Raw genomic sequence first — 20,093 nt, 5'->3', positions numbered from 1 at the left:
CGGGACAAATGTCCCGCTTCTGCGTTTAAAGATTTTCTTCCGCCGCGTCGCTCGTTTCACCAAAGAACTGCTGACAGAAGGGCTTACTGGCTCCCATTTTCTGCGACAGACGGCTGGCCGCCGCCTTCATCAATGGCCCTATCTCCTTCTCACGACGATCTTCCGTCAGCCGTGAGATGGGGCCGGTCAGGGCTAACGCCGCAACCAGCTTGTCGTGAACGCCGAAGACGGGCATCGCAAACGCCGCGGTGTGGGGATCGCGTGCGCCTGACGTGTAGAAAGGGAGTTCTGCGTCTCCCTCCGGCAGGTTTTCATTGAGCCCCCAATGGCGCAAGACCTTACTGATGGCCGAATTATCGAGCGGGAACTGACTGCCGGGAAGATTGCTGTGTCGCAGGCCGTGCGACGCTTCCGCGCGAAACAGGCAAAGGCGCTGCCCACCCTCCAGCACATACCAGCTGGCACTCTCCTGAGACGCCAGGGAGAGCGCCTGAAGCTCTGGCTGAACCACCCGCGAAAGATGGAAAGATTGTTCATACAGCTTGCCGAGGTAAAGCAGACGTGGGCCAAGCGCATAATTGCCGTCTTCATGCCTGACGACGTAATTCATCCGTTCAAGAGAATTCATCAGGCGGTAAACCGTGGTTTTGTGATAACCCGACAGCTGTGCCAGCGCGGTCAGCGTCAGGCTCTCATCTCCAGGACGGAAGCAATCCAGTAAAGCCAGCGCTTTTTCAACCGCTACAACGCCTTCATTCCCCATCATTATCTCCTTGTTAGCCCGGCAGTGAGTGTACCTCAAATTTTGTGAGTCACTTCGTGTTTACATCACAAACGCCACCTCGGGTCTGGCTAAAAGGAAAGCAACACCGCTATAGTTGTTTTGTTATGTACACCTGCATTTTACTCAGTAAAACAATATGGAGGCATTCATGTCCGTTTCTGAAAAAAAACCGATTAATCGCCAGTTCGAACGCGTTTCTGCCGAGGATGTTCGTCGGGCTGCCGAGTATCAGGCAGCCATTCTGGCCGACGTGGCCGGTCGCCGCGGTACGCTTCACGGCCGCATCAAACCGCTGGCCCCACACATGTCCGTTGCGGGTCCAGCCATCACCGTGGAAGTCCGTCCGGGGGATAATCTGGCGATTCATGCCGCGATGGCGGTTGCGCAGCCCGGCGACGTCCTGGTCGTCGATGGCAAAGGCGACCTGAGCTGCGCGCTGCTGGGCGAAATCATGGCTACTCAGGCTCAGGCAAGCGGCATTGCGGGCATCATTATTGACGGCGCTGTGCGTGACGCCGATTCCCTGAGCAAAGGCCACTACCCTGTCTTTTCTGCCGGTCTGAACCCCTGCGGCCCGACAAAGTTAATTTCTGGCCGGGTTAATCATCCCATTTCAGTCGCCGGGGCGACGGTTCAGGCCGGGGATCTGGTTGTGGCGGATATCGACGGCGTGGTCGTCATCCCGCGCGATGAGGTTCAGCAGCTAATCGCGCTGGCAAAAGAAAAGCTGGAGATGGAGACCCGGCGTCTTGCTGCCATCCGTGAAGGCGATTTACGTCCACACTGGCTTGATGACGCGCTTCGTAAGGCTGGTATGTTGACCGACGGGGAGACGCTGTGATGGGAGGCAAAGACGTAGTTCTGGTTACCGGAAGTGACCTGGCGGAGCAGGCTATGGTGATGTTGCAGGGCTTTGAGGTGGTGTTTGCAGGCCGCCAGCCCACTGAGGATGACCTGATCGCGCTGTGTGAACGACACAATCCCGTGGCGATCCTGGTACGTTACGGCAGGATCACCGCGAAGGTTATGGATGCCGCCCCGGCTTTGCAGGTTATTTCCAAGCACGGAAGCGGGATCGATGTGATAGACCAGACGGCAGCGGCCGAACGCAATATCGCCGTCCGCGCGGCCCCAGGCGCAAACGCGGCGGCAGTGGCTGAACATACCTGGGCGCTGATCCTCGCCTGCGCAAAGTCCGTGGTGCCTCTGGACAAGCGGTTACGGGACGGGCACTGGGATAAGGCGACGCATAAATCCATTGAGCTGGAGGGCTTAACGCTGGGGCTAATCGGGTTGGGCGCTATCGGCTCGCGCGTGGCGACTATTGGTCACGCCTTCGGCATGAAGGTGCTGGCTTACGATCCCTATGCTAAGTCCATGCCTGCCCTGTGCGAACGCGCAGAGACGCTGACCGGACTTCTTTCCCGTTCCGATGTCATCTCTTTGCACTGTCCTCTGACCGATGAGAATCGGGAGATGATCAATAGCGAGACGCTCGCACACTGCAAGCGGAACGCCATTCTGGTCAATACGGCACGCGGCGGACTGATCCACAGTGAATCGTTACTGGCGGCGCTCCAGGATGGCACGCTGCACAGCGCAGCGCTGGACAGCTTTCCCCACGAGCCGCTGACCGCGCCACATCTCTGGCAGTCCGTAGAAAACGTGGTTATTTCACCGCATATTGGCGGCGTTACCGCAGCGTCATACATCAAGATGGGGACCGTGGCCGCGAGCAATATTCTGGCCGTGATGGACGTCACCACCGTCAGCCCGTAAAGCCAACCGCGACGAGTGGCAGCGCGCTTATGTCACTTGTCTTCTGCCAGCGCCTGAGCACACGCCCAGGCACTTGCCCATGCCCACTGGAAGTTGTATCCGCCGAGCCAGCCGGTCACGTCCATCACTTCGCCAATGAAATAGAGCCCCGGTACGTTGCGCGCTTCCATGGTGCGGGAAGAGAGCTCATTCGTGTCGACCCCGCCCAGCGTAACTTCCGCGGTGCGGTAGCCTTCCGTGCCGTTTGGCTGCACGCGCCAGTTTGTCAGGGTCTCCACCAGAACATTCTGCTCGCGGCTGTTAAGCTGCTTGAGCGACACGTCGGGGATCTGCCCCAGCACCTGCAAACATTCCACCAGACGTTTTGGTAGCTGCATTGCCAGGGTATTTTTCAGGCTCTGGTTCGGGTGTGCGGTACGCTGCTCGTTAAGGAACGCGTCGAGATCGCAATCGGGGAGCAGGTTAACCGTGACGAATTCCCCCGGCTGCCAGTAGCTTGAGATTTGCAGTACCGCAGGGCCGGAGAGGCCGCGATGGGTAAAGAGCAGGTTTTCACGGAACACGGTCCCGTCTTCGGCGGTAATGACGGAGGGAACGGACACGCCGGACAGCGTCTGAAGCTGCTCGAGAAGCGGCTTATGCAGCGTGAACGGCACCAGCCCGGCGCGCGTCGGCAGGACTTTCAGGCCAAACTGCTCGGCGATTTTATAGCCGAACGGGGAAGCGCCCAGCCCCGGCATGGACAGGCCGCCGCTGGCAATCACCAGATTATCGGCGCTGACGGTTTCGCCGTTGAGCTGCAGCGTGTAGCCCTGGTCGTCGCGGGAAACCTCCAGCACCTCGGTGCGCAGGCGCATGACCACGCCGCCCTTCTCGCACTCGGCCACCAGCATATCGACAATCTGCTGCGCGGAGTCGTCGCAGAACAGCTGTCCCAGCGTTTTTTCATGCCATGCGATACCGTGCTTACCGACCAGGTCGATAAAGTCCCACTGGGTATAACGCGCCAGCGCAGATTTACAAAAATGACGGTTTTGGCTCAAATAGGCCGCGGGTTCAACATATAGATTAGTAAAGTTGCAGCGCCCGCCGCCGGACATCAGGATCTTACGGCCTGGCTTTTTACCGTTATCCAGCAGCAGCACGCGACGACCCGCCTGTCCGGCCATTGCCGCACAAAACATACCCGCCGCACCGGCGCCAATTACCACGGCATCAAACCTTTCCACGTCAAAACCCTCTTTGTTAACTGCCGCGGATTGTAAAGTTTCCTATGTGGTCACACCAGCGTAAAAAGATATTACAAAGGCATTTCATTGAAATTTAAAGAATATCCTTTCTGGCCCTTTTCTCAAATCAGGTGGTATGTCAAAAAAAGTCTATATTTCACTTTGCCCGCCGCGCATTTGTCCTGGATAATGCGCCGCGTTCATGTCCTCAAAATGGCGTAACGTCCTATGCTACATTTGTTTGCCGGCCTGGATTTACATACCGGGCTTTTATTATTGCTTGCTCTGGTTTTTGTACTGTTTTACGAAGCGATCAACGGCTTCCACGACACTGCAAACGCAGTAGCGACGGTTATCTACACTCGCGCAATGCGATCGCAGCTTGCGGTTGTTATGGCGGCAGTATTTAACTTTTTTGGTGTCCTCCTGGGCGGGCTGAGCGTTGCGTATGCGATTGTGCATATGCTGCCAACGGATCTGCTGCTTAACGTTAGTTCTGGCCATGGCCTCGCTATGGTGTTCTCAATGCTGCTTGCTGCAATTATCTGGAACCTCGGTACCTGGTATTTCGGCCTGCCTGCATCCAGTTCTCACACCCTCATCGGCGCGATTATCGGTATCGGGTTAACCAACGCCCTCATGACCGGTACCTCGGTTGTTGATGCGTTAAATATCCCGAAAGTACTGGGGATCTTTGCCTCTCTCATCGTCTCCCCTATCGTGGGTCTGGTGGTGGCGGGCGGGCTGATCTTCATCCTGCGTCGTTACTGGAGCAATACCAAAAAACGCTCCCGTATTCACCTGACGCCAGCAGAGCGTGAAAAGAAAGACGGCAAGAAAAAGCCGCCATTCTGGACGCGTATTGCCCTGATCATTTCCGCTATCGGCGTGGCCTTCTCACACGGCGCGAACGATGGTCAGAAAGGCATTGGTCTGGTGATGCTGGTACTGATTGGCGTTGCACCGGCAGGATTCGTGGTCAACATGAATGCCTCCGGCTACGAAATCACCCGTACCCGTGATGCGGTAAACAACGTTGAAACCTATTTCCAGCAGCACCCTGAGCTGCTGAAAAAAGCGACCGGCGTTGACCAGCTGATCCCTTCTCCGGAAGCCGGTGCCACGACTGCACCTGGCGAGTTCCACTGCCATCCGGCAAACGCGATTAACGCGCTGGAACGTGCCAAAGGGATGCTGGGCAATATCGAAAGTTATGACAAACTGACCGTTGAGCAGCGTGGTCAGCTGCGTCGCATTATGCTGTGCATCTCTGATGTGACGGATAAAGTGGCGAAGCTGCCTGACGTGAATGTTGACGACCAGCGTCTGCTGAAGAAACTGAAAGGCGATATGCTCAACACCATTGAGTACGCGCCAATCTGGATCATCATGGCCGTCGCGCTGGCGCTCGGTATCGGTACGATGATTGGCTGGCGTCGTGTGGCGACCACCATCGGCGAGAAGATCGGTAAGAAAGGCATGACCTATGCGCAGGGTATGTCCGCGCAGATGACGGCGGCAGTGTCTATCGGTCTGGCGAGCTACACCGGTATGCCGGTATCCACCACCCACGTACTCTCCTCGTCCGTAGCAGGTACCATGATTGTTGACGGTGGCGGCCTGCAGCGCAAAACCGTGACCAACATTCTGATGGCCTGGGTGTTCACCCTTCCGGCATCCATCCTGCTCTCTGGCGGGCTGTACTGGATTTCGCTGAAGCTGATTTAATCGGTTGAAGGCGACAAAAAAGCGGGTCAGGAAACTGACCCGCTTTTTTATGGCTGTTTTTTTACTCAACCCAGTGCTGTAATCAGGACAATCTGAACACTATCTGTTCAGATTTTTACTGCACAAATAACTATTATCCTCGCGAATGTTCTCAGTCCAAACAACACCCATGACGGAATAGAGTATGCCATTCAAAACGGCTACTAAATGGATTCATCGCCTTGTTACGGTTTCGCTTCTGGCTCTGGTCATTGGATTTGTGTGGCTAAACCACCAGCCCAATCAGCGAAATAACGATGCACTTCAACACGCTTATAAATTATCTGACAGCGTCTGGCTCTATATGACCGTGAACAATCAGGGTGGCGCCACCGTACCCACAATCTACCGTTACTATCTCTCGGAAAAGATAACAGGGAAAGACACCGACATTATCCATCAGTTGGCTAAGAAGCATCCTGTCATTGAAGGTACGGGTACAATTACTGCGGCCAGCATTGATACAAACGGAGACGTTAACATCGCCTATAGCGGGAAGGTTACTTCGATTGAGACCAATATCTCCGATCTTCGGTTCTCAGTTAAGCCCTGAACCAGAGGAAAGAAGGCGGGGCTGACCCCGCCTGTTGTGATGCTCAGTTCCAAATCATCAATGCAATCATGCTGACGACGACCAGGCCACACAGGGCACTGGTCAAAATGAACTGACGACGCAGGCGCTCGCAGCGACGGATAAATTCTTCATCGTGATGATCGCGGTAGCGCTGGTAGTAGATGTATCCCACCAGACGCATCTGTTTGCTGGGCTGTCCATGCGAGGTGAAGAACCCTCCACCGTCCACATACTGATAAAGCAACGGATCGCAACCACGAAGTACCACTAACAGCGCACGTAACGATGAGAAGTAGCGCGCCATATTCACTATGCAAACCACGCATAACGCCCAAAACAATGCGACGGTGCTAATCATACATCCTCCCCGGCGTCCGCCCACGAAGCAAGGCTTCTGAGCTACCGCACCCCAATGCCCTGACAGACAGTTCAGTGAAAGAATGACCAAAAGTCGATCCGGTTCGCGTTTTAATATCCGAACGGCTCATTTAATAGTGTAGGAGATCCGTTAATTTTTTTGCCACAAGGTTAATCGTTATCAACACCAAAGCTTGAAAAATATGTTTAACTGGGCCGTAATGAAAGCATCAGACGACGGCTTTCCTATTTAGTCATCGATAACTTAAGGAAGGAGTAACACTATGGCTTACAAACACATTCTCATCGCGGTAGACCTCTCTCCGGAGAGCAAAGTGCTGGTTGATAAAGCGGTATCCATGGCACGTCCCTACAACGCGAAAGTTTCGCTGATTCACGTTGATGTGAATTACTCCGACCTCTACACCGGTCTGATCGACGTCAATCTGGGCGATATGCAGAAGCGTATCTCCGAAGAGACGCACCACGCCCTGAGCGAACTCTCCACCAACGCGGGTTATCCGATTACCGAAACCCTGAGCGGCAGCGGTGACCTGGGCCAGGTATTGGTTGATGCGATCAAGAAATATGACATGGACCTGGTGGTGTGCGGTCACCATCAGGACTTCTGGAGCAAGCTGATGTCTTCCGCGCGCCAGCTGATCAATACCGTCCACGTGGATATGCTGATTGTTCCGCTGCGTGACGAAGAAGACGAGTAAGTGCAAAAAAACCCGGTGGCGCTAACGCTTAACGGGCCTACAAGGTAAAAGCAAAACGGCAACATAGTTGCCGTTTTTAGTGTTTGTTCCCTCTCCCTGTGGGAGAGGGTTAGGGTGAGGGCATCAGCCCGCACTATTCCGGTGTCCCCGAATAAATATCAAACCGGTGCCCTTTGGTGGTCACCGCATTGGTCGTGGCAACGTCCGCCAGGGGCGGCGCATAGTCAGGGCGCTTCACTACCACCCGCTTCGTCGCCAGCTGACGAGCCGGCTCCAGCAGGCCATCCGCATCCAGATCAGGCCCCACCAGAGACTGAAACACCCGCATCTCTTTCTTCACCAGCGCGCTTTTCTGCTTGTGCGGGAACATCGGGTCGAGATAGACCACCTGTGGGCGCGGGGTGATATCGGTCAGCGCCGTCAGGCTCGAGGCATGGATCAGCTGCAATCGTTCCTGCAACCACGGCCCGATTTCCGGGTCCGCGTAGCCACGCGTCAGACCATCGTCCAGCAACGCGGCCACCACCGGATTACGCTCCAGCATCCGCACATGACAGCCGACAGACGCCAGCACAAACGCATCGCGCCCCAGCCCCGCCGTGGCATCGACCACGTCCGGGAGGTAGCTCCCTTTGATGCCAACCGCTTTGGCCACCGCTTCACCACGACCGCCGCCGAACTTGCGCCGGTGCGCCATCGCGCCGCCGACAAAATCGACGAAAATCCCGCCGAGCTTCGGTTCGTCGCGCTTACGTAATTCGAGATGTTCTGGTGTCATCACCAGCGCCATCAGGTTATCTTCATCATGTTCCAGCCCCCAGCGGGCGGCCAGAACAGATAAGGCGCCGTCTCCGGCGCCCGTTTCATCCACTAAGCAGATCTTCACGTAACAATCAGCCTTTGATCCCGTAATGCTCAAGCATCGCATCCAGCTGCGGCTCGCGGCCGCGGAAGCGTTTGAACAGCACCATCGGCTCTTCGGAACCACCGCGGGTCAGGATGTTGTCGAGGAACGACTGGCCGGTTTCGCGGTTGAAAATCCCCTCTTCTTCGAAACGAGAGAAGGCATCCGCCGCCAGCACGTCGGCCCACAGGTAGCTGTAGTAACCCGCCGCGTAGCCGCCAGCGAAGATGTGACTGAACGCGTGCGGGAAGCGGCCCCAGGTTGGCCCAGGGATCACGGCGACCTGCTTTTTAATCTCGGCCAGGGTTTCAAGAATCTTCGCACCCTGCTCCGGGCTGAACTCGGCATGCAGGCGGAAATCGAACAGGCCGAACTCCAGCTGGCGCAGGATAAACATCGCCGCCTGGTAGTTCTTCGCCGCCAGCATTTTATCCAGCAATTCTTTCGGCAGCGGTTCGCCGGTCTCGTAGTGGCCGGAGATAAACGCCAGCGCGTCCGGCTCCCAGCACCAGTTTTCCATAAACTGGCTCGGCAGCTCGACCGCATCCCACGGTACACCGCTGATGCCTGCCACGCCTGCGGTTTCGATGCGGGTCAGCATATGGTGCAGGCCGTGACCGAACTCGTGGAACAGGGTGATCACTTCGTCGTGGGTGAAGAGCGCAGGTTTACCGTTCACCGGACGGTTGAAGTTACAGGTCAGGTAGGCGACCGGCTTCTGCAGAGAACCGTCTGCTTTACGCATCTGGCCCACGCAGTCGTCCATCCACGCCCCGCCGCGCTTGTTCTCACGCGCGTAGAGATCGAGGTAGAAGCTGCCGCGCAGTTCGTTTTTATCGTCATACAGTTCGAAGAAGCGCACGTCCGGATGCCAGACGTCGATATCGGTACGCTCTTTGGCGGTGATGCCATAGATGCGCTTCACCACTTCGAACAGGCCGTTAACGGCTTTGTTTTCCGGGAAGTACGGGCGCAGCTGCTCGTCGCTGATGCTGTAGAGGTGCTGCTTCTGTTTTTCGCTGTAGTAAGCAATGTCCCACGGCTGCAGCTCGTCCACGCCGAACTCCGCTTTCGCGAAGGCGCGCAGCTGGGCCAGCTCTTTCTCACCCTGCGGACGGGCTCGTTTCGCCAGATCGGTCAGGAAGTCGAGCACCTGCTGCGGGTTCTCCGCCATTTTGGTGGCGAGGGATTTATCGGCGTAGTTTTCGAAGCCCAGCAGCTGGGCCAGCTCGTGGCGCAGGGCAAGGATTTCCGCCATGACCGGGCTATTGTCCCACTTACCGGCATTCGGCCCCTGATCGGAGGCGCGGGTGCTGTATGCGCGGTACATCTCTTCGCGAAGCGCCTGGTTGTCGCAATAGGTCATCACCGGCAAATAGCTCGGGATGTCCAGGGTTAGCAGGAAGCCGTCCTGTTCTTTCGCCTCGGCCTGCGCTTTTGCCGCCGCCAGGGCGCTTTCCGGCATGCCTGTCAGCTCCGTTTCGTCGGTAATCAGCTTCGTCCAGCCCATGGTGGCGTCGAGCACGTTGTTGCTGTACTGGTTGCCCAGCTCGGACAGACGCGCGGCGATTTCACCGTAGCGGGTTTGTTTCTCTTTTGGCAGGCCAATCCCGGACAGCTCGAAATCACGCAGGGCGTTATCAACCGATTTTTTCTGCGCCGTGTTCAGTTCGGCATAATGGTCGCCGTCGCGCAGGTCGCGGTAGGCTTTGTAGAGCCCTTCGTGCTGACCGACCCAGGTGCTGTATTCAGAGAGCAGCGGCAGGGTCTGTTCGTAGGCTTCGCGCAGTTCCGGGCTGTTTTTTACCGAGTTCAGGTGGCTTACCGGGGAGAAGATACGCCCCAGCACGTCGTCCACTTCGGCCAGCGGCTGACACAGATTTTCCCAGGTGTACGGCCCGCCCTGCGCGACCACGCTTTCTACCGCCGCGCGGCAGTTGTCCAGCGATTGCGTAACCGCTGGAACCACATGCTCGGGGAGGATTTTAGAAAACGGTGGCAACGAAAAAGGCGTCAGTAATGGATTGGTCATAAACGCTGTCCTGTTGAAATAGGTGAATGAAGCGCGCATCCGGCGCTGTGCATATGGGATCTAGAATGGGGTTAAGTGTAGAGGATTTCAATGCCGGACGTTGTCGAAAAGAGCCCGGTGGTGCTGCGCTTACCGGGCCTACGGGTAATCTTTGCCGTTCTGCTGTAAACTGTGGCAAATCGTCAATTCAGCGGAATATCATTACCCATGCTCAGTTATCGCCACAGCTTCCACGCAGGCAACCACGCCGACGTCCTTAAACACACCGTTCAGAGCCTGATCATCGAATCGCTCAAAGAGAAAGAGAAGCCATTTCTCTATCTGGACACGCACGCGGGCGCGGGCCGTTATCAGCTGAGCGGCGAGCATGCCGAGCGTACCGGTGAATATCTGGAAGGAATTGCCCGCATCTGGCAGCAGGACGACCTGCCTGCCGAGCTGGAGCCGTACATCGGCGTGGTGAACCACTTCAACCGCAACGGCCAGCTGCGTTATTACCCGGGCTCGCCGCTGATTGCCCGCCAGCTGCTGCGCGAGCAGGACAGCCTCCAGTTGACCGAGCTGCACCCGAGCGACTTCCCGCTGCTGCGTTCAGAATTCCAGAAAGACAGCCGCGCCCGCGTCGAAAAAGCCGACGGCTACCAGCAGCTGAAGGCCAAACTGCCGCCGGTTTCCCGTCGCGGCCTGGTGCTCATCGACCCGCCGTACGAAATCAAAACCGACTATCAGGCGGTGGTAACCGGTATCCACGAAGGCTACAAGCGCTTCGCCACCGGGACATACGCCCTGTGGTATCCGGTGGTGCTGCGCGCGCAGATCAAACGCATGATCAAAGACCTGGAAGCGACCGGCATCCGCAAGATCCTGCAGATCGAGCTGGCGGTACGTCCGGACAGCGATCAGCGCGGCATGACCGCCTCCGGCATGATTGTAATCAACCCGCCGTGGAAGCTCGAAGCGCAGATGAACAACGTGCTGCCGTGGCTGCATAAAACGCTGGTGCCGGCGGGTACAGGCCACGCTACCGTCAGTTGGATAGTGCCGGAGTAATCGCAGCCATCGGTGGAAACTATTGATTTCAGGTATACAATCGCGGCAATTCACGATTAAGGACAAAAGCTATGACTAAGCATTATGACTACATCGCAATCGGCGGCGGCAGCGGCGGCATCGCCTCCATCAACCGCGCGGCCATGTACGGCCAGAAGTGCGCGCTGATTGAAGCCAAAGCGCTGGGCGGCACCTGCGTGAACGTGGGTTGTGTACCGAAGAAGGTGATGTGGCATGCGGCACAGATCCGTGAAGCTATCCATATGTATGGCCCGGACTACGGCTTTGACACCACCATCAACCGCTTCGACTGGGACAAGCTGATCGCCAGCCGTACCGCGTACATCGATCGCATTCACACCTCGTACGACAACGTGCTGGGTAAAAATAACGTCGACGTTATCCACGGTTTCGCCCGCTTCGTTGATGCGAAAACGATCGAAGTGAACGGCGAGACGATCACCGCCGATCACATCCTGATCGCCACCGGCGGTCGTCCGAGCCACCCGAACATCCCGGGCGTGGAATACGGCATCGACTCCGACGGTTTCTTCGAGCTGCCAGCCCTGCCTGAGCGCGTTGCCGTGGTAGGCGCGGGATACATCGCGGTTGAACTGGCCGGAGTGATTAACGGCCTGGGCGCAGAAGCGCACCTGTTCGTACGTAAACACGCGCCGCTGCGCAGTTTTGACCCGCTGATTGTCGATACGCTGGTTGAAGTGATGAACACCGAAGGCCCAACCCTGCACACCAACGCCGTACCAAAAGCGGTGGTGAAAAACGCGGACGGAAGCCTGACGCTTGAGCTGGAAGATGGTCGCAGCCAGACCGTTGATTGCCTGATCTGGGCGATTGGCCGTGAACCGGCGAACGATAACTTCAACCTGGGCGTGACTGGCGTGAAAACCGACGAAAAAGGCTATATCGTCGTTGATAAATTCCAGAACACCAGCGTACCGGGCATTTACGCGGTCGGCGACAATACCGGTGCGGTTGAGCTGACGCCGGTCGCCGTTGCGGCGGGTCGTCGTCTCTCCGAGCGCCTGTTTAACAACAAGCCGGACGAGCATCTGGACTACAGCAACATCCCGACCGTGGTCTTCAGCCATCCGCCAATCGGCACCGTCGGCTTAACCGAGCCGCAGGCGCGCGAGCAGTACGGCGACGACCAGGTGAAAGTGTATAAATCGGCGTTCACCGCAATGTATACCGCCGTCACCTCGCACCGTCAGCCGTGCCGCATGAAGCTGGTCTGCGTCGGCCCGGAAGAGAAGATTGTCGGTATCCACGGCATTGGCTTCGGCATGGATGAGATCCTGCAGGGCTTCGCCGTGGCGCTGAAGATGGGCGCAACCAAGAAAGACTTCGATAATACTGTGGCAATCCACCCGACGGCCGCGGAAGAGTTTGTGACCATGCGTTAATCCTGATGCCCCTCCCCGGAGGGGCATTTTTTTTAACATTCATAAATCGTTGCAAAACGAATGCTCCGAAAATAGTGATCTACCGCACATTTCCCTCCCCATCTACCGAAGCGAATGTCTACGCTTATAAGACGCCCGGATAAACCTGTCTTTTGAACACACAACCGGAGGTCCCTATCACCATGTTCAACCAGAAACTACAGGCTACCGAGAACATCGAGTTCGAGATTGCAGAAGAGCTGCGCTACGAGACCGATCCCTGCGAGTTGAAACTGGATGAAATGATTGAGGCGGAGCCGGAACCCGAAATGATCGAGGGGCTACCCGCCTCCGATGCGTTGACGCCCGCAGACCGCTATCTTGAACTGTTCGAACACGTGCAGTCGACGCGGCTGTTTGCGGACAGTAAAACCTTCCCCGACTGCGCGCCGAAGATGGATCCACTGGATATCCTGATCCGCTACCGCAAGGTCAGACGCCACCGGGATTTCGACCTACGCCAGTTTGTGGAGAACCACTTCTGGATGCCGGAAACGTACGGCACAGAATATGTCTCCGACCCGGGACTCTCCCTGAAAGAGCACATTGATAACCTGTGGCCGGTGCTGACGCGCGAGCCGCAGGATCATATTCCCTGGTCTTCCCTGCTGGCACTGCCGCAGGCCTATATCGTCCCCGGCGGGCGCTTCAGCGAGACTTACTACTGGGATTCCTATTTCTCCATGCTGGGGCTGGCGGAGAGCGGCCGTAACGATCTGCTCAAATGTATGGCGGACAACTTCGCCTGGCTGATAGAACGCTACGGACATATCCCCAACGGCAACCGCACCTATTATCTCAGCCGCTCACAGCCGCCGGTCTTTGCGCTGATGGTGGAGCTGTTTGAGGAGGACGGCGTGCGCGGTGCGAAACGCTATCTTGATCACCTCAAAATGGAGTACGCCTTCTGGATGGACGGTGCGGAGTCGCTGCTGCTTAATCAGGCATACCGCAGCGCCGTGCGCATGCCGGACGGTTCACTGCTCAACCGCTACTGGGATGACCGCGATACCCCGCGCGACGAATCGTGGATCGAGGACGTGGAAACCGCGCGCCACTCGGGCCGTCCGCCAAATGAGGTGTATCGCGACCTGCGCGCGGGTGCGGCTTCCGGCTGGGATTACTCGTCCCGCTGGCTGCGCGATCCGTCGCGGCTCGCCAGCATCCGCACGACGCAATTCATCCCAATCGATCTGAACGCCTTCCTGTTCAAACTGGAAAGCGCTATCGCCAACATCTCGGCGTCGAAAGGAGATAAAGAGACTGCAGAGGAATTCCGCCAGAAAGCCAACGATCGCCGCGCGGCGGTAAACCGCTATCTGTGGGACGAGGAGAGCGGCTGTTACCGCGATTACGACTGGCGGCGCGAAGAGCTGGCGCTGTTTTCTGCCGCCAGCATCGTGCCGCTGTACGTTGGCATGGCAACTCACGAGCAGGCGGAACGCCTGTCGGATGCGGTCAAGGCGCGTCTGCTGACCCCGGGCGGAATTCTGGCGACCGAGTACGAAACCAGCGAGCAGTGGGATAAACCCAACGGCTGGGCGCCGCTGCAGTGGATGGCGATTCAGGGATTCAAGCAGTACGGAAACGACTCGCTGGGGGATGAGATCGCCTGGAGCTGGCTGCATACGGTGAACCATTTCTACAAGACGCACCACAAGCTGATTGAGAAGTACCACATCGCCAGCAGCACGCCGCGCGAAGGTGGCGGGGGTGAGTATCCGCTGCAGGACGGTTTCGGCTGGACGAACGGCGTGGTGCGGCGGCTGATTGGGTTGTATGGGGAGCCTTAGGCAGGGTGCGGTCTTTTCCTCCTCGCCCCTCCGGGGAGAGGGCTGGGGTGAGGGGAAAATGTTAGCGAATCACCTCATAAATGGCGCTCTGAATAGACTGCCATTTTTTGGTGGTGGCATCCGGCTGTGACTGCGCGCGGCGTGTGGCCATGTCGAGATCGTGCTGCTGGCGTTTCACTACGGCAGGCACGGTGCAGAACGCTTTGAGATACTCTTTACGTACCGAGGTCAGAGACTCGCCGTTCGACATAGCGTGGCTAAGCGTGTTGATGAAGCGGCGACACGGCTTCTCTTCCACCATGTTTTGCCGGTAGCGTAACATCAGCTCCAGCACGTCGTCATGGCCTGCCGACATCGCCTCTTCGGTCCAGGACAGCTTCCAGTCCATACCGCCCTGCAAAAAGAGCTGGGTCACGCGGGTATCGTTGCGGTTAATGGCCGAGCGGAAATTATTCTCGTCCCAGGTCACCCCCATGCGCGTGAGCGTTTCGCGCGAGGAAGGCGTCTCGCGCATTTCCTGCGGTGGAGCCGCTTCAGCCGCGCTGACGGCCGCTGGCTGCGGCTTGCTGCTGGTCACCAGCCAGAAGCCCCCTGCCACAATGGCAATCACCATAACGCCAACCGCCCCCCATAGCGCACCGGAAATGAGCTGCTCGCGTTGTTCGGGGGTGCGCGGCGCGCGCTGGGTCGGCTTTTCAATGGTGTCACGGACTTCAAACAGATCCCCACCGGTAACCCGATCCATTTTCTGCGCCTTTTCCCAGAAGGTATGCAATTCACTGGCATCTACCGCCATGAATCCTGCCGGATTAACGCGCGTTCTCCCCTCTTCAAACGCGCGTTGAACGGGCCGCGCGATCTGCGCGTAGTAGTTGTCCAGCAGCTGAATTTGCGCCGAGCTTAACGTCTTCTGAACGGTGATGCTGTTGCGGATTTGCCGAATATCGTCGAGAAAGGTTTGCAGCGTTTTGCGTGGTTCAACCAGCAGCGTCAGCATGGACGGGTCGCTGAAAAGCGAAGCGTAATAGCGGCTGAACTCTTTTTTATCCACCAGCATCTGCGCCAGCTCGCTGAACATCATGCCGCTCAGGACATCGTTGATCTCGCCAAGCTTCAGCCAGCGCCTTACGCGGTCAGCGTTAAACAGGGTCTTAAGATGGTTGTTCAGCTTTACCTGATCGGGCCAGGCCTGCTGGATAAGCCCTTTAAGCATCAGCTCAATTGCGCGTACCTGCTTGTGCGCCTGCTGATGCTGGAGTTCGCTGCCCGGTGCCAGCTCCGTGCTATAGGTCAACAGCGGCTGCTGAAGACGAAGATGTTCCAGCGCGGTCACAAACCGCATCGCCGCAATAAGCTGGTTTTCACTCACATCCTGTCCGCTTTCATACTGCGGTACGCGCTGCTGCAGCAGGCGCAGCTGGAGCGTAAATTCCGACATCTCGGCATCATTCAGGTTGAGTTTTTTCGCAACGGCTCCCCAGCCGCCCAAAGCTAATCGCGCGCTGTCGAGTTGTTCCAGAAACCAGCGTGGATCTTTGCCCTCAGAAGCATGTACATTCAGAAGGAGTAAAATTTCCACCGACGCATGGCGAATGACCGCCAGACAGTGTTCAAACTGTTCGCGAATATGGTGTGATGTGCTGAGAGTCATTGTTTTCCTTAAGCGACAACGAAGACATCAGGAATGGGCGCGAGACGCCCTTTATTCTTTTTATTTATACGCGGTTAACCATACCTGACTTTCTGTTGAAATAAAGTGACAACCCTAAAATGATTTAAAATGTTTCAGGAGAATCTGAATGCCGGTTTTAATTACCTCTCGCCTTACCTGTTCGCCCCTGCAGGAACAAGACTGGCCCTTTTTTCTGGCGCTCCAGCAGCACCCGGACGTTATGCGCTTTGTGGCGGAAGACCGCCCTGTCGCGGCGATACGCGAAGCGTTTGATTCGCGCCTGATGCCATGGGCTCCGGGCAGCGCGCACTGGCTTTGCCTCGTCGTACGTGACACCGCCTCACTGACCCCGCTGGGCGTTACCGGGTATATTCATCGGGAGGAGGACTGCGCCGAAGTGGGCTTCCTTTTCGCCCCCGAGGCGCAGGGGAAAGGTTACGGCTTTGAATCCCTGAAGGCGCTTTGCGATTACGCTTTTCTTCAGGGCGGTATACGGCGACTCACCGCCACCGTAACAGCGGGAAACGCTGCTTCAAGACGCCTGCTGGAAAAAGCCCGCTTTCACCTGGAAGGTGAATTACGTGAGAGCTATTATCTTGCGGGGCGCTGGCAAAATGACTGGCTATTTGGTTTATTACAGCAGGAATACCTGAATAATAATTCCTGACCAATAGTAATTTAGCCGATATTTCCGGACGTCGTTTCCTCTTCAGGGTCGCTATTAAGAGGAAACGAATATCAAACGTCATGCGCTGAAAATATTTTCTGCGGCCATTGCGTTAATAAAAAACATCAGGGTCTTTCTCTGAAGAAATATCGTGATGAAAATGGGTTATCGTCTATGGCTGCCTGCGTTCTTTATCGCTGTCAGTGGCAGACACATCCATATTAAGGGTTCCTTAAGAGGTTCCTTCCCCTTAAGTCCGGGCATCACAGGAACATACCGCCTGACACTTCAATACGTTGCGCATTCATCCAGCCCAGCTTATCGCTGAGCAGTGCCGCAATGGCATCACCGATATCGTCCGGTAGACCCACCCGTCCCAGCGCCGTCTGCGAGGCCAGCAACTGATTCAGCTCCGCGTTGTCGCGCACGCGTCCGCCGCCAAAGTCTGTTTCTATCGCGCCAGGCGCAATGATATTGACGGAAATGCCGCGCGCGCCCAGCTCTTTCGCCTGATAGCGCGTCAGCACTTCCATCGCCCCCTTCATGGCCGCGTAGGTCCCTGAGCCCGGCTGGGTAAAACGGGCCAGCCCGCTGGAGACGTTGAGGATACGTCCCCCGTCGTTAAGCAGCGGCAGCAGGCGCTGGGTCAGGAAGAAAGGCCCTTTGAAATGAATGTTCAACGCTTCATCAAACTGGGCTTCCGTCGTGTCGGCATAGGGTGCATATAAACCCGTCCCGGCATTGTTCAATAAATAGTCAAAGGTTTCACGCTGCCAGACGGTCCTAAGGGTTTCCTGAAGCTGTTGGGCAAAATGTTCAAATCCCGTGATATCCCCGACGTTAAGCTGTAATGCCGCTGCGTTGACGCCTTTTTGCTGAATTTCATGCACAACATCCAGCGCTTCCTGCTGGCTACGGTTGTATGTCAGGATGATTCCCGTGCCGTCTGCCGCCAGCTTTAATGCAGCGTTTTTACCCAGACCACGACTACCACCCGTCACTAATGCGATACGTTCACTCATCATAAACCTCGTTTTGGCTGTTAAGGAGATTGAGAAAGAGCTTATTAGGTGATAGAAAATCAATAAAGATGGATTAAAACGCTTCACTGTTTCAGCAGAAACAACAATGAGCTTCGTCTATGGATAAAATTCACGCAATGCAGTTGTTCGTCCGCGTCGCGGAACTGGAGAGTTTTTCCCGCGCAGCCGAAACATTAACCCTGCCAAAAGGCAGCGTCTCACGGCAGATTCAGGCCCTGGAAAACCGGCTTGGCACTCAGCTATTACACCGCACCACGCGCCGCGTCAGCCTGACGCAGGACGGCATGGTCTATTACGAGCGGGCAAAAGATCTGCTGGCAAACCTTGATGAACTCGACGGTATGTTTCAGCACGATCCCTCCAGCATCAGCGGCCGGCTCCGCGTGGATATGCCCGTCGGCGTTGCTCGAAATTTAGTCATCCCCAAACTGCCTGCTTTTCTGCAGCACTATCCTGGCATTGAACTGGAGCTCAGCAGCAGCGATCGTCTGGTGGATGTGATCCGCGAAGGGTTTGATTGCGTGGTACGCGTCGGCACGCTGAAGGATTCAGGGCTGATTGCCCGTCCACTGGGCAAGCTGTCGGTGATTAACTGCGCCAGCCCGGACTATCTGGCGCGTTTTGGCTACCCGGAAACCCTGGACGATTTAGGCTCGCACGCCGTTATTCACTACACCGCTACGCTGGGAACACGCCCACAGGGCTTTGAGTTTTATAACGGCAGTACAACACAGTGGATAAAAACGGGCGGGGTCTTAACCGTCAACAGCACGGAAACTTACCAGGCTGCCTGTCTCGCCGGACTGGGCATTATTCAGGTGCCGCGGGTTGGGGTGCGCGATTTACTGCGCGCGAAGAAGCTGATTGAGATCCTCCCGCAATACCGGGCCGAAACGATGCCTGTTTCCCTGATTTATCCCCACCGGCGCAACCTCTCCCGCCGGGTCCATCTGTTCATGGAGTGGCTAACCGAACTCACAAAAGCTTACGTGGACTAGTCGCAAGCTATAATTCAATAACATCCAGCCAAACGAAAAGGAAAAGACGCGTGACGCCGGAAAACAACCCGCAACGACCCACCCAACATTTAGAGTATGAGCCCGTCAAAAAGATGGAAACCGGGCCCGAAGAGGCCAAAACGCCAGGTACCGCCAGCAAAGCGCTGGGGACCGTCACTGGCATCGCCGCGAGAATTCAGCAGTTTCCCATGGTGGCGCATCTGATACGCGCAACCGAGCGCTTTAATGACCGCATGGGAAACCAGTTTGGTGCCGCCATCACCTATTTTTCCTTCCTGTCTATGATACCGATCCTGATGGTGTCGTTCGCGGCAGCCGGTTTTGTCCTCGCGTCGCACCCGACGCTACTGCAGGATATCTTCAATAAGATCCTGAATAACGTCAGTGACCCGACCCTTGCCAGTACGCTCAAAAGCACTATCAATACCGCCGTTCAGCAGCGTACCACCGTCGGCATCGTCGGTTTGCTGATTGCCCTTTACTCCGGCGTTAACTGGATGGGCAACCTGCGCGAGGCCATTCGCGCCCAGTCGCGCGACGTCTGGGAGCGTAAGCCGCAGGACCAGGAGAAAATCTGGGTCAAGTATCTCCGCGATTTTGTTTCGCTGATTGGCCTGCTGGTCGCGCTCATCGTGACGCTTTCCATTACCTCCGTGGCGGGCTCGGCGCAGCAGATGATCATCTCCGCGCTCTATCTGGATTACATCGAATGGCTGAAGCCCGCCTGGCGCGGCATTGGGCTGGCTATTTCCATCTTCGCCAACTACCTGCTGTTCTTCTGGATCTTCTGGCGCTTGCCCCGCCATCGTCCGCGCAAGAAGGCGCTGCTCCGCGGCACATTGATTGCGGCGATCGGCTTTGAGGTGATCAAAATCGTGATGACTTACACCCTGCCGTCACTGGTTAAATCCCCCTCCGGCGCGGCGTTTGGCTCGGTGCTTGGACTGATGGCCTTCTTCTACTTCTTCGCCCGCCTGACCCTGTTCTGCGCGGCATGGATTGCCACCGCCGAGTACAAAGGCGACACGCGAATGCCCGGCAAAACGCACCGCTAGCCCCGCCATCGGGCTGAAATTTCAGCCCGATTCATCATTTCAGCATATAAATCCAGCCCGTAACTTTTATTTAACCGAAAACCAGTTTAATTGACTGATATTTAAAATCTGTGAAGCATTTCATAGACGTGTTTTGGCTGGTCTGAAAATTATCCGCTTTTTGCTGTTTTTATCACCGGGTCG

General features: G+C 56.5%; 18 protein-coding genes. 11 read left to right on the top strand and 7 right to left on the bottom strand.

All coding sequences use genetic code 11. The features are described 5' to 3' along the window. Positions 1-25 precede the first annotated feature (25 nt). A complete protein-coding gene (locus ACWYRJ_RS10840; RefSeq protein ID WP_455507867.1) occupies positions 26-763 on the bottom strand; it encodes an IclR family transcriptional regulator in 738 nt (245 codons plus the stop codon). Between the two features lie 169 nt (positions 764-932). Between ACWYRJ_RS10840 and ACWYRJ_RS10835 the strand changes: the two genes are divergently transcribed. Further along, positions 933-1,625, top strand: a complete 693-nt coding sequence (locus tag ACWYRJ_RS10835) for an RraA family protein (RefSeq protein WP_455507863.1) — start codon at positions 933-935, stop codon at positions 1,623-1,625. Further along, a complete protein-coding gene (locus ACWYRJ_RS10830; RefSeq protein WP_455507866.1) occupies positions 1,625-2,563 on the top strand; it encodes an NAD(P)-dependent oxidoreductase in 939 nt (312 codons plus the stop codon). The genes ACWYRJ_RS10835 and ACWYRJ_RS10830 overlap by 1 nt, the downstream gene beginning before the upstream one ends. 32 nt (positions 2,564-2,595) lie before the next feature. On the opposite strand, the gene ACWYRJ_RS10825 is transcribed toward ACWYRJ_RS10830, so the two are convergent. Continuing rightward, on the bottom strand, positions 2,596-3,792 hold the full coding sequence (locus ACWYRJ_RS10825; RefSeq protein WP_455507862.1) for an NAD(P)/FAD-dependent oxidoreductase: 1,197 nt from the start codon (positions 3,790-3,792) through the stop codon (positions 2,596-2,598). Positions 3,793-4,020: 228 nt separating this feature from the next. Here ACWYRJ_RS10825 and pitA point away from each other — a divergent pair, with 228 nt between their 5' ends. Then, the gene (gene pitA, locus ACWYRJ_RS10820) at positions 4,021-5,520 is read left to right on the top strand and encodes an inorganic phosphate transporter PitA (protein ID WP_127732547.1); all 1,500 of its coding nucleotides are present in this window, start codon (positions 4,021-4,023) and stop codon (positions 5,518-5,520) included. Positions 5,521-5,704: 184 nt separating this feature from the next. Then, complete coding sequence (locus ACWYRJ_RS10815) at positions 5,705-6,112, top strand: hypothetical protein (RefSeq protein ID WP_127732549.1); 408 nt, start codon at positions 5,705-5,707, stop codon at positions 6,110-6,112. A gap of 43 nt (positions 6,113-6,155) precedes the next feature. Here ACWYRJ_RS10815 and uspB read toward each other — a convergent pair whose 3' ends face one another. Continuing rightward, the gene (gene uspB / locus ACWYRJ_RS10810) at positions 6,156-6,491 is read right to left on the bottom strand and encodes a universal stress protein UspB (protein WP_455507861.1); all 336 of its coding nucleotides are present in this window, start codon (positions 6,489-6,491) and stop codon (positions 6,156-6,158) included. 283 nt (positions 6,492-6,774) lie between these two features. Between uspB and uspA the strand changes: the two genes are divergently transcribed. Then, positions 6,775-7,212, top strand: a complete 438-nt coding sequence (uspA, locus tag ACWYRJ_RS10805) for a universal stress protein UspA (RefSeq protein ID WP_003861223.1) — start codon at positions 6,775-6,777, stop codon at positions 7,210-7,212. A gap of 133 nt (positions 7,213-7,345) precedes the next feature. Here the strand turns inward: uspA and rsmJ are convergent, their stop codons facing one another. Both rsmJ and prlC read right to left on the bottom strand, forming a co-directional pair. Next, positions 7,346-8,098 carry a 16S rRNA (guanine(1516)-N(2))-methyltransferase RsmJ gene (rsmJ, locus tag ACWYRJ_RS10800; RefSeq protein ID WP_021242153.1) on the bottom strand — a complete coding sequence of 251 codons (753 nt, stop codon included), beginning with the start codon at positions 8,096-8,098 and terminating at the stop codon, positions 7,346-7,348. 7 nt (positions 8,099-8,105) lie between these two features. Then, positions 8,106-10,148, bottom strand: a complete 2,043-nt coding sequence (gene prlC / locus ACWYRJ_RS10795; RefSeq protein WP_133295293.1) for an oligopeptidase A — start codon at positions 10,146-10,148, stop codon at positions 8,106-8,108. A 207-nt stretch (positions 10,149-10,355) separates the two neighbouring features. Here prlC and ACWYRJ_RS10790 point away from each other — a divergent pair, with 207 nt between their 5' ends. From ACWYRJ_RS10790 to ACWYRJ_RS10780, 3 genes are all read left to right on the top strand, one after another. After that, positions 10,356-11,198: a 23S rRNA (adenine(2030)-N(6))-methyltransferase RlmJ gene (locus ACWYRJ_RS10790; protein WP_032640380.1), complete on the top strand. Its 843-nt coding sequence runs from the start codon at positions 10,356-10,358 to the stop codon at positions 11,196-11,198. A 71-nt stretch (positions 11,199-11,269) separates the two neighbouring features. Further along, on the top strand, positions 11,270-12,622 hold the full coding sequence (gene gorA, locus ACWYRJ_RS10785; protein WP_133295294.1) for a glutathione-disulfide reductase: 1,353 nt from the start codon (positions 11,270-11,272) through the stop codon (positions 12,620-12,622). Between the two features lie 182 nt (positions 12,623-12,804). Further along, positions 12,805-14,454, top strand: coding sequence for an alpha,alpha-trehalase (locus ACWYRJ_RS10780; protein WP_111963711.1), 1,650 nt, complete (start codon positions 12,805-12,807; stop codon positions 14,452-14,454). Between the two features lie 61 nt (positions 14,455-14,515). Here the strand turns inward: ACWYRJ_RS10780 and ACWYRJ_RS10775 are convergent, their stop codons facing one another. Then, entirely contained in the window at positions 14,516-16,105 is a 1,590-nt protein-coding gene (locus ACWYRJ_RS10775) for an STY4199 family HEPN domain-containing protein (RefSeq protein ID WP_455507860.1), read from the bottom strand. A 148-nt stretch (positions 16,106-16,253) separates the two neighbouring features. Between ACWYRJ_RS10775 and ACWYRJ_RS10770 the strand changes: the two genes are divergently transcribed. Continuing rightward, positions 16,254-16,793: a GNAT family N-acetyltransferase gene (locus tag ACWYRJ_RS10770; RefSeq protein WP_111963709.1), complete on the top strand. Its 540-nt coding sequence runs from the start codon at positions 16,254-16,256 to the stop codon at positions 16,791-16,793. Between the two features lie 263 nt (positions 16,794-17,056). Here ACWYRJ_RS10770 and ACWYRJ_RS10765 read toward each other — a convergent pair whose 3' ends face one another. Beyond that, positions 17,057-17,815 carry an SDR family NAD(P)-dependent oxidoreductase gene (locus ACWYRJ_RS10765; protein WP_274243340.1) on the bottom strand — a complete coding sequence of 253 codons (759 nt, stop codon included), beginning with the start codon at positions 17,813-17,815 and terminating at the stop codon, positions 17,057-17,059. Between the two features lie 119 nt (positions 17,816-17,934). Here ACWYRJ_RS10765 and ACWYRJ_RS10760 point away from each other — a divergent pair, with 119 nt between their 5' ends. After that, positions 17,935-18,834: a LysR family transcriptional regulator gene (locus ACWYRJ_RS10760; RefSeq protein WP_455507859.1), complete on the top strand. Its 900-nt coding sequence runs from the start codon at positions 17,935-17,937 to the stop codon at positions 18,832-18,834. 50 nt (positions 18,835-18,884) lie between these two features. Beyond that, on the top strand, positions 18,885-19,910 hold the full coding sequence (yhjD, locus tag ACWYRJ_RS10755) for an inner membrane protein YhjD (RefSeq protein ID WP_111963706.1): 1,026 nt from the start codon (positions 18,885-18,887) through the stop codon (positions 19,908-19,910). Positions 19,911-20,093: the final 183 nt, after the last annotated feature.

Source organism: Enterobacter sp., assembly GCF_977039595.1.
The sequence above is the reverse complement of the archived record's forward strand: the minus strand, read 5'-3'. Positions and strand labels throughout refer to the sequence as shown.

What these genes read in the sequence shown, in the direction of transcription:
- ACWYRJ_RS10840 (WP_455507867.1), bottom strand. Translation starts at nt 763, where the DNA reads ATGGGGAATGAAGGCGTTGTAGCGGTTGAAAAAGCGCTGGCTTTACTG.
- ACWYRJ_RS10835 (WP_455507863.1), top strand. Translation starts at nt 933, where the DNA reads ATGTCCGTTTCTGAAAAAAAACCGATTAATCGCCAGTTCGAACGCGTT.
- ACWYRJ_RS10830 (WP_455507866.1), top strand. Translation starts at nt 1,625, where the DNA reads ATGGGAGGCAAAGACGTAGTTCTGGTTACCGGAAGTGACCTGGCGGAG.
- pitA (WP_127732547.1), top strand. Translation starts at nt 4,021, where the DNA reads ATGCTACATTTGTTTGCCGGCCTGGATTTACATACCGGGCTTTTATTA.
- ACWYRJ_RS10815 (WP_127732549.1), top strand. Translation starts at nt 5,705, where the DNA reads ATGCCATTCAAAACGGCTACTAAATGGATTCATCGCCTTGTTACGGTT.
- uspB (WP_455507861.1), bottom strand. Translation starts at nt 6,491, where the DNA reads ATGATTAGCACCGTCGCATTGTTTTGGGCGTTATGCGTGGTTTGCATA.
- uspA (WP_003861223.1), top strand. Translation starts at nt 6,775, where the DNA reads ATGGCTTACAAACACATTCTCATCGCGGTAGACCTCTCTCCGGAGAGC.
- prlC (WP_133295293.1), bottom strand. Translation starts at nt 10,148, where the DNA reads ATGACCAATCCATTACTGACGCCTTTTTCGTTGCCACCGTTTTCTAAA.
- ACWYRJ_RS10790 (WP_032640380.1), top strand. Translation starts at nt 10,356, where the DNA reads ATGCTCAGTTATCGCCACAGCTTCCACGCAGGCAACCACGCCGACGTC.
- gorA (WP_133295294.1), top strand. Translation starts at nt 11,270, where the DNA reads ATGACTAAGCATTATGACTACATCGCAATCGGCGGCGGCAGCGGCGGC.
- ACWYRJ_RS10780 (WP_111963711.1), top strand. Translation starts at nt 12,805, where the DNA reads ATGTTCAACCAGAAACTACAGGCTACCGAGAACATCGAGTTCGAGATT.
- ACWYRJ_RS10775 (WP_455507860.1), bottom strand. Translation starts at nt 16,105, where the DNA reads ATGACTCTCAGCACATCACACCATATTCGCGAACAGTTTGAACACTGT.
- ACWYRJ_RS10770 (WP_111963709.1), top strand. Translation starts at nt 16,254, where the DNA reads ATGCCGGTTTTAATTACCTCTCGCCTTACCTGTTCGCCCCTGCAGGAA.
- ACWYRJ_RS10765 (WP_274243340.1), bottom strand. Translation starts at nt 17,815, where the DNA reads ATGAGTGAACGTATCGCATTAGTGACGGGTGGTAGTCGTGGTCTGGGT.
- ACWYRJ_RS10760 (WP_455507859.1), top strand. Translation starts at nt 17,935, where the DNA reads ATGGATAAAATTCACGCAATGCAGTTGTTCGTCCGCGTCGCGGAACTG.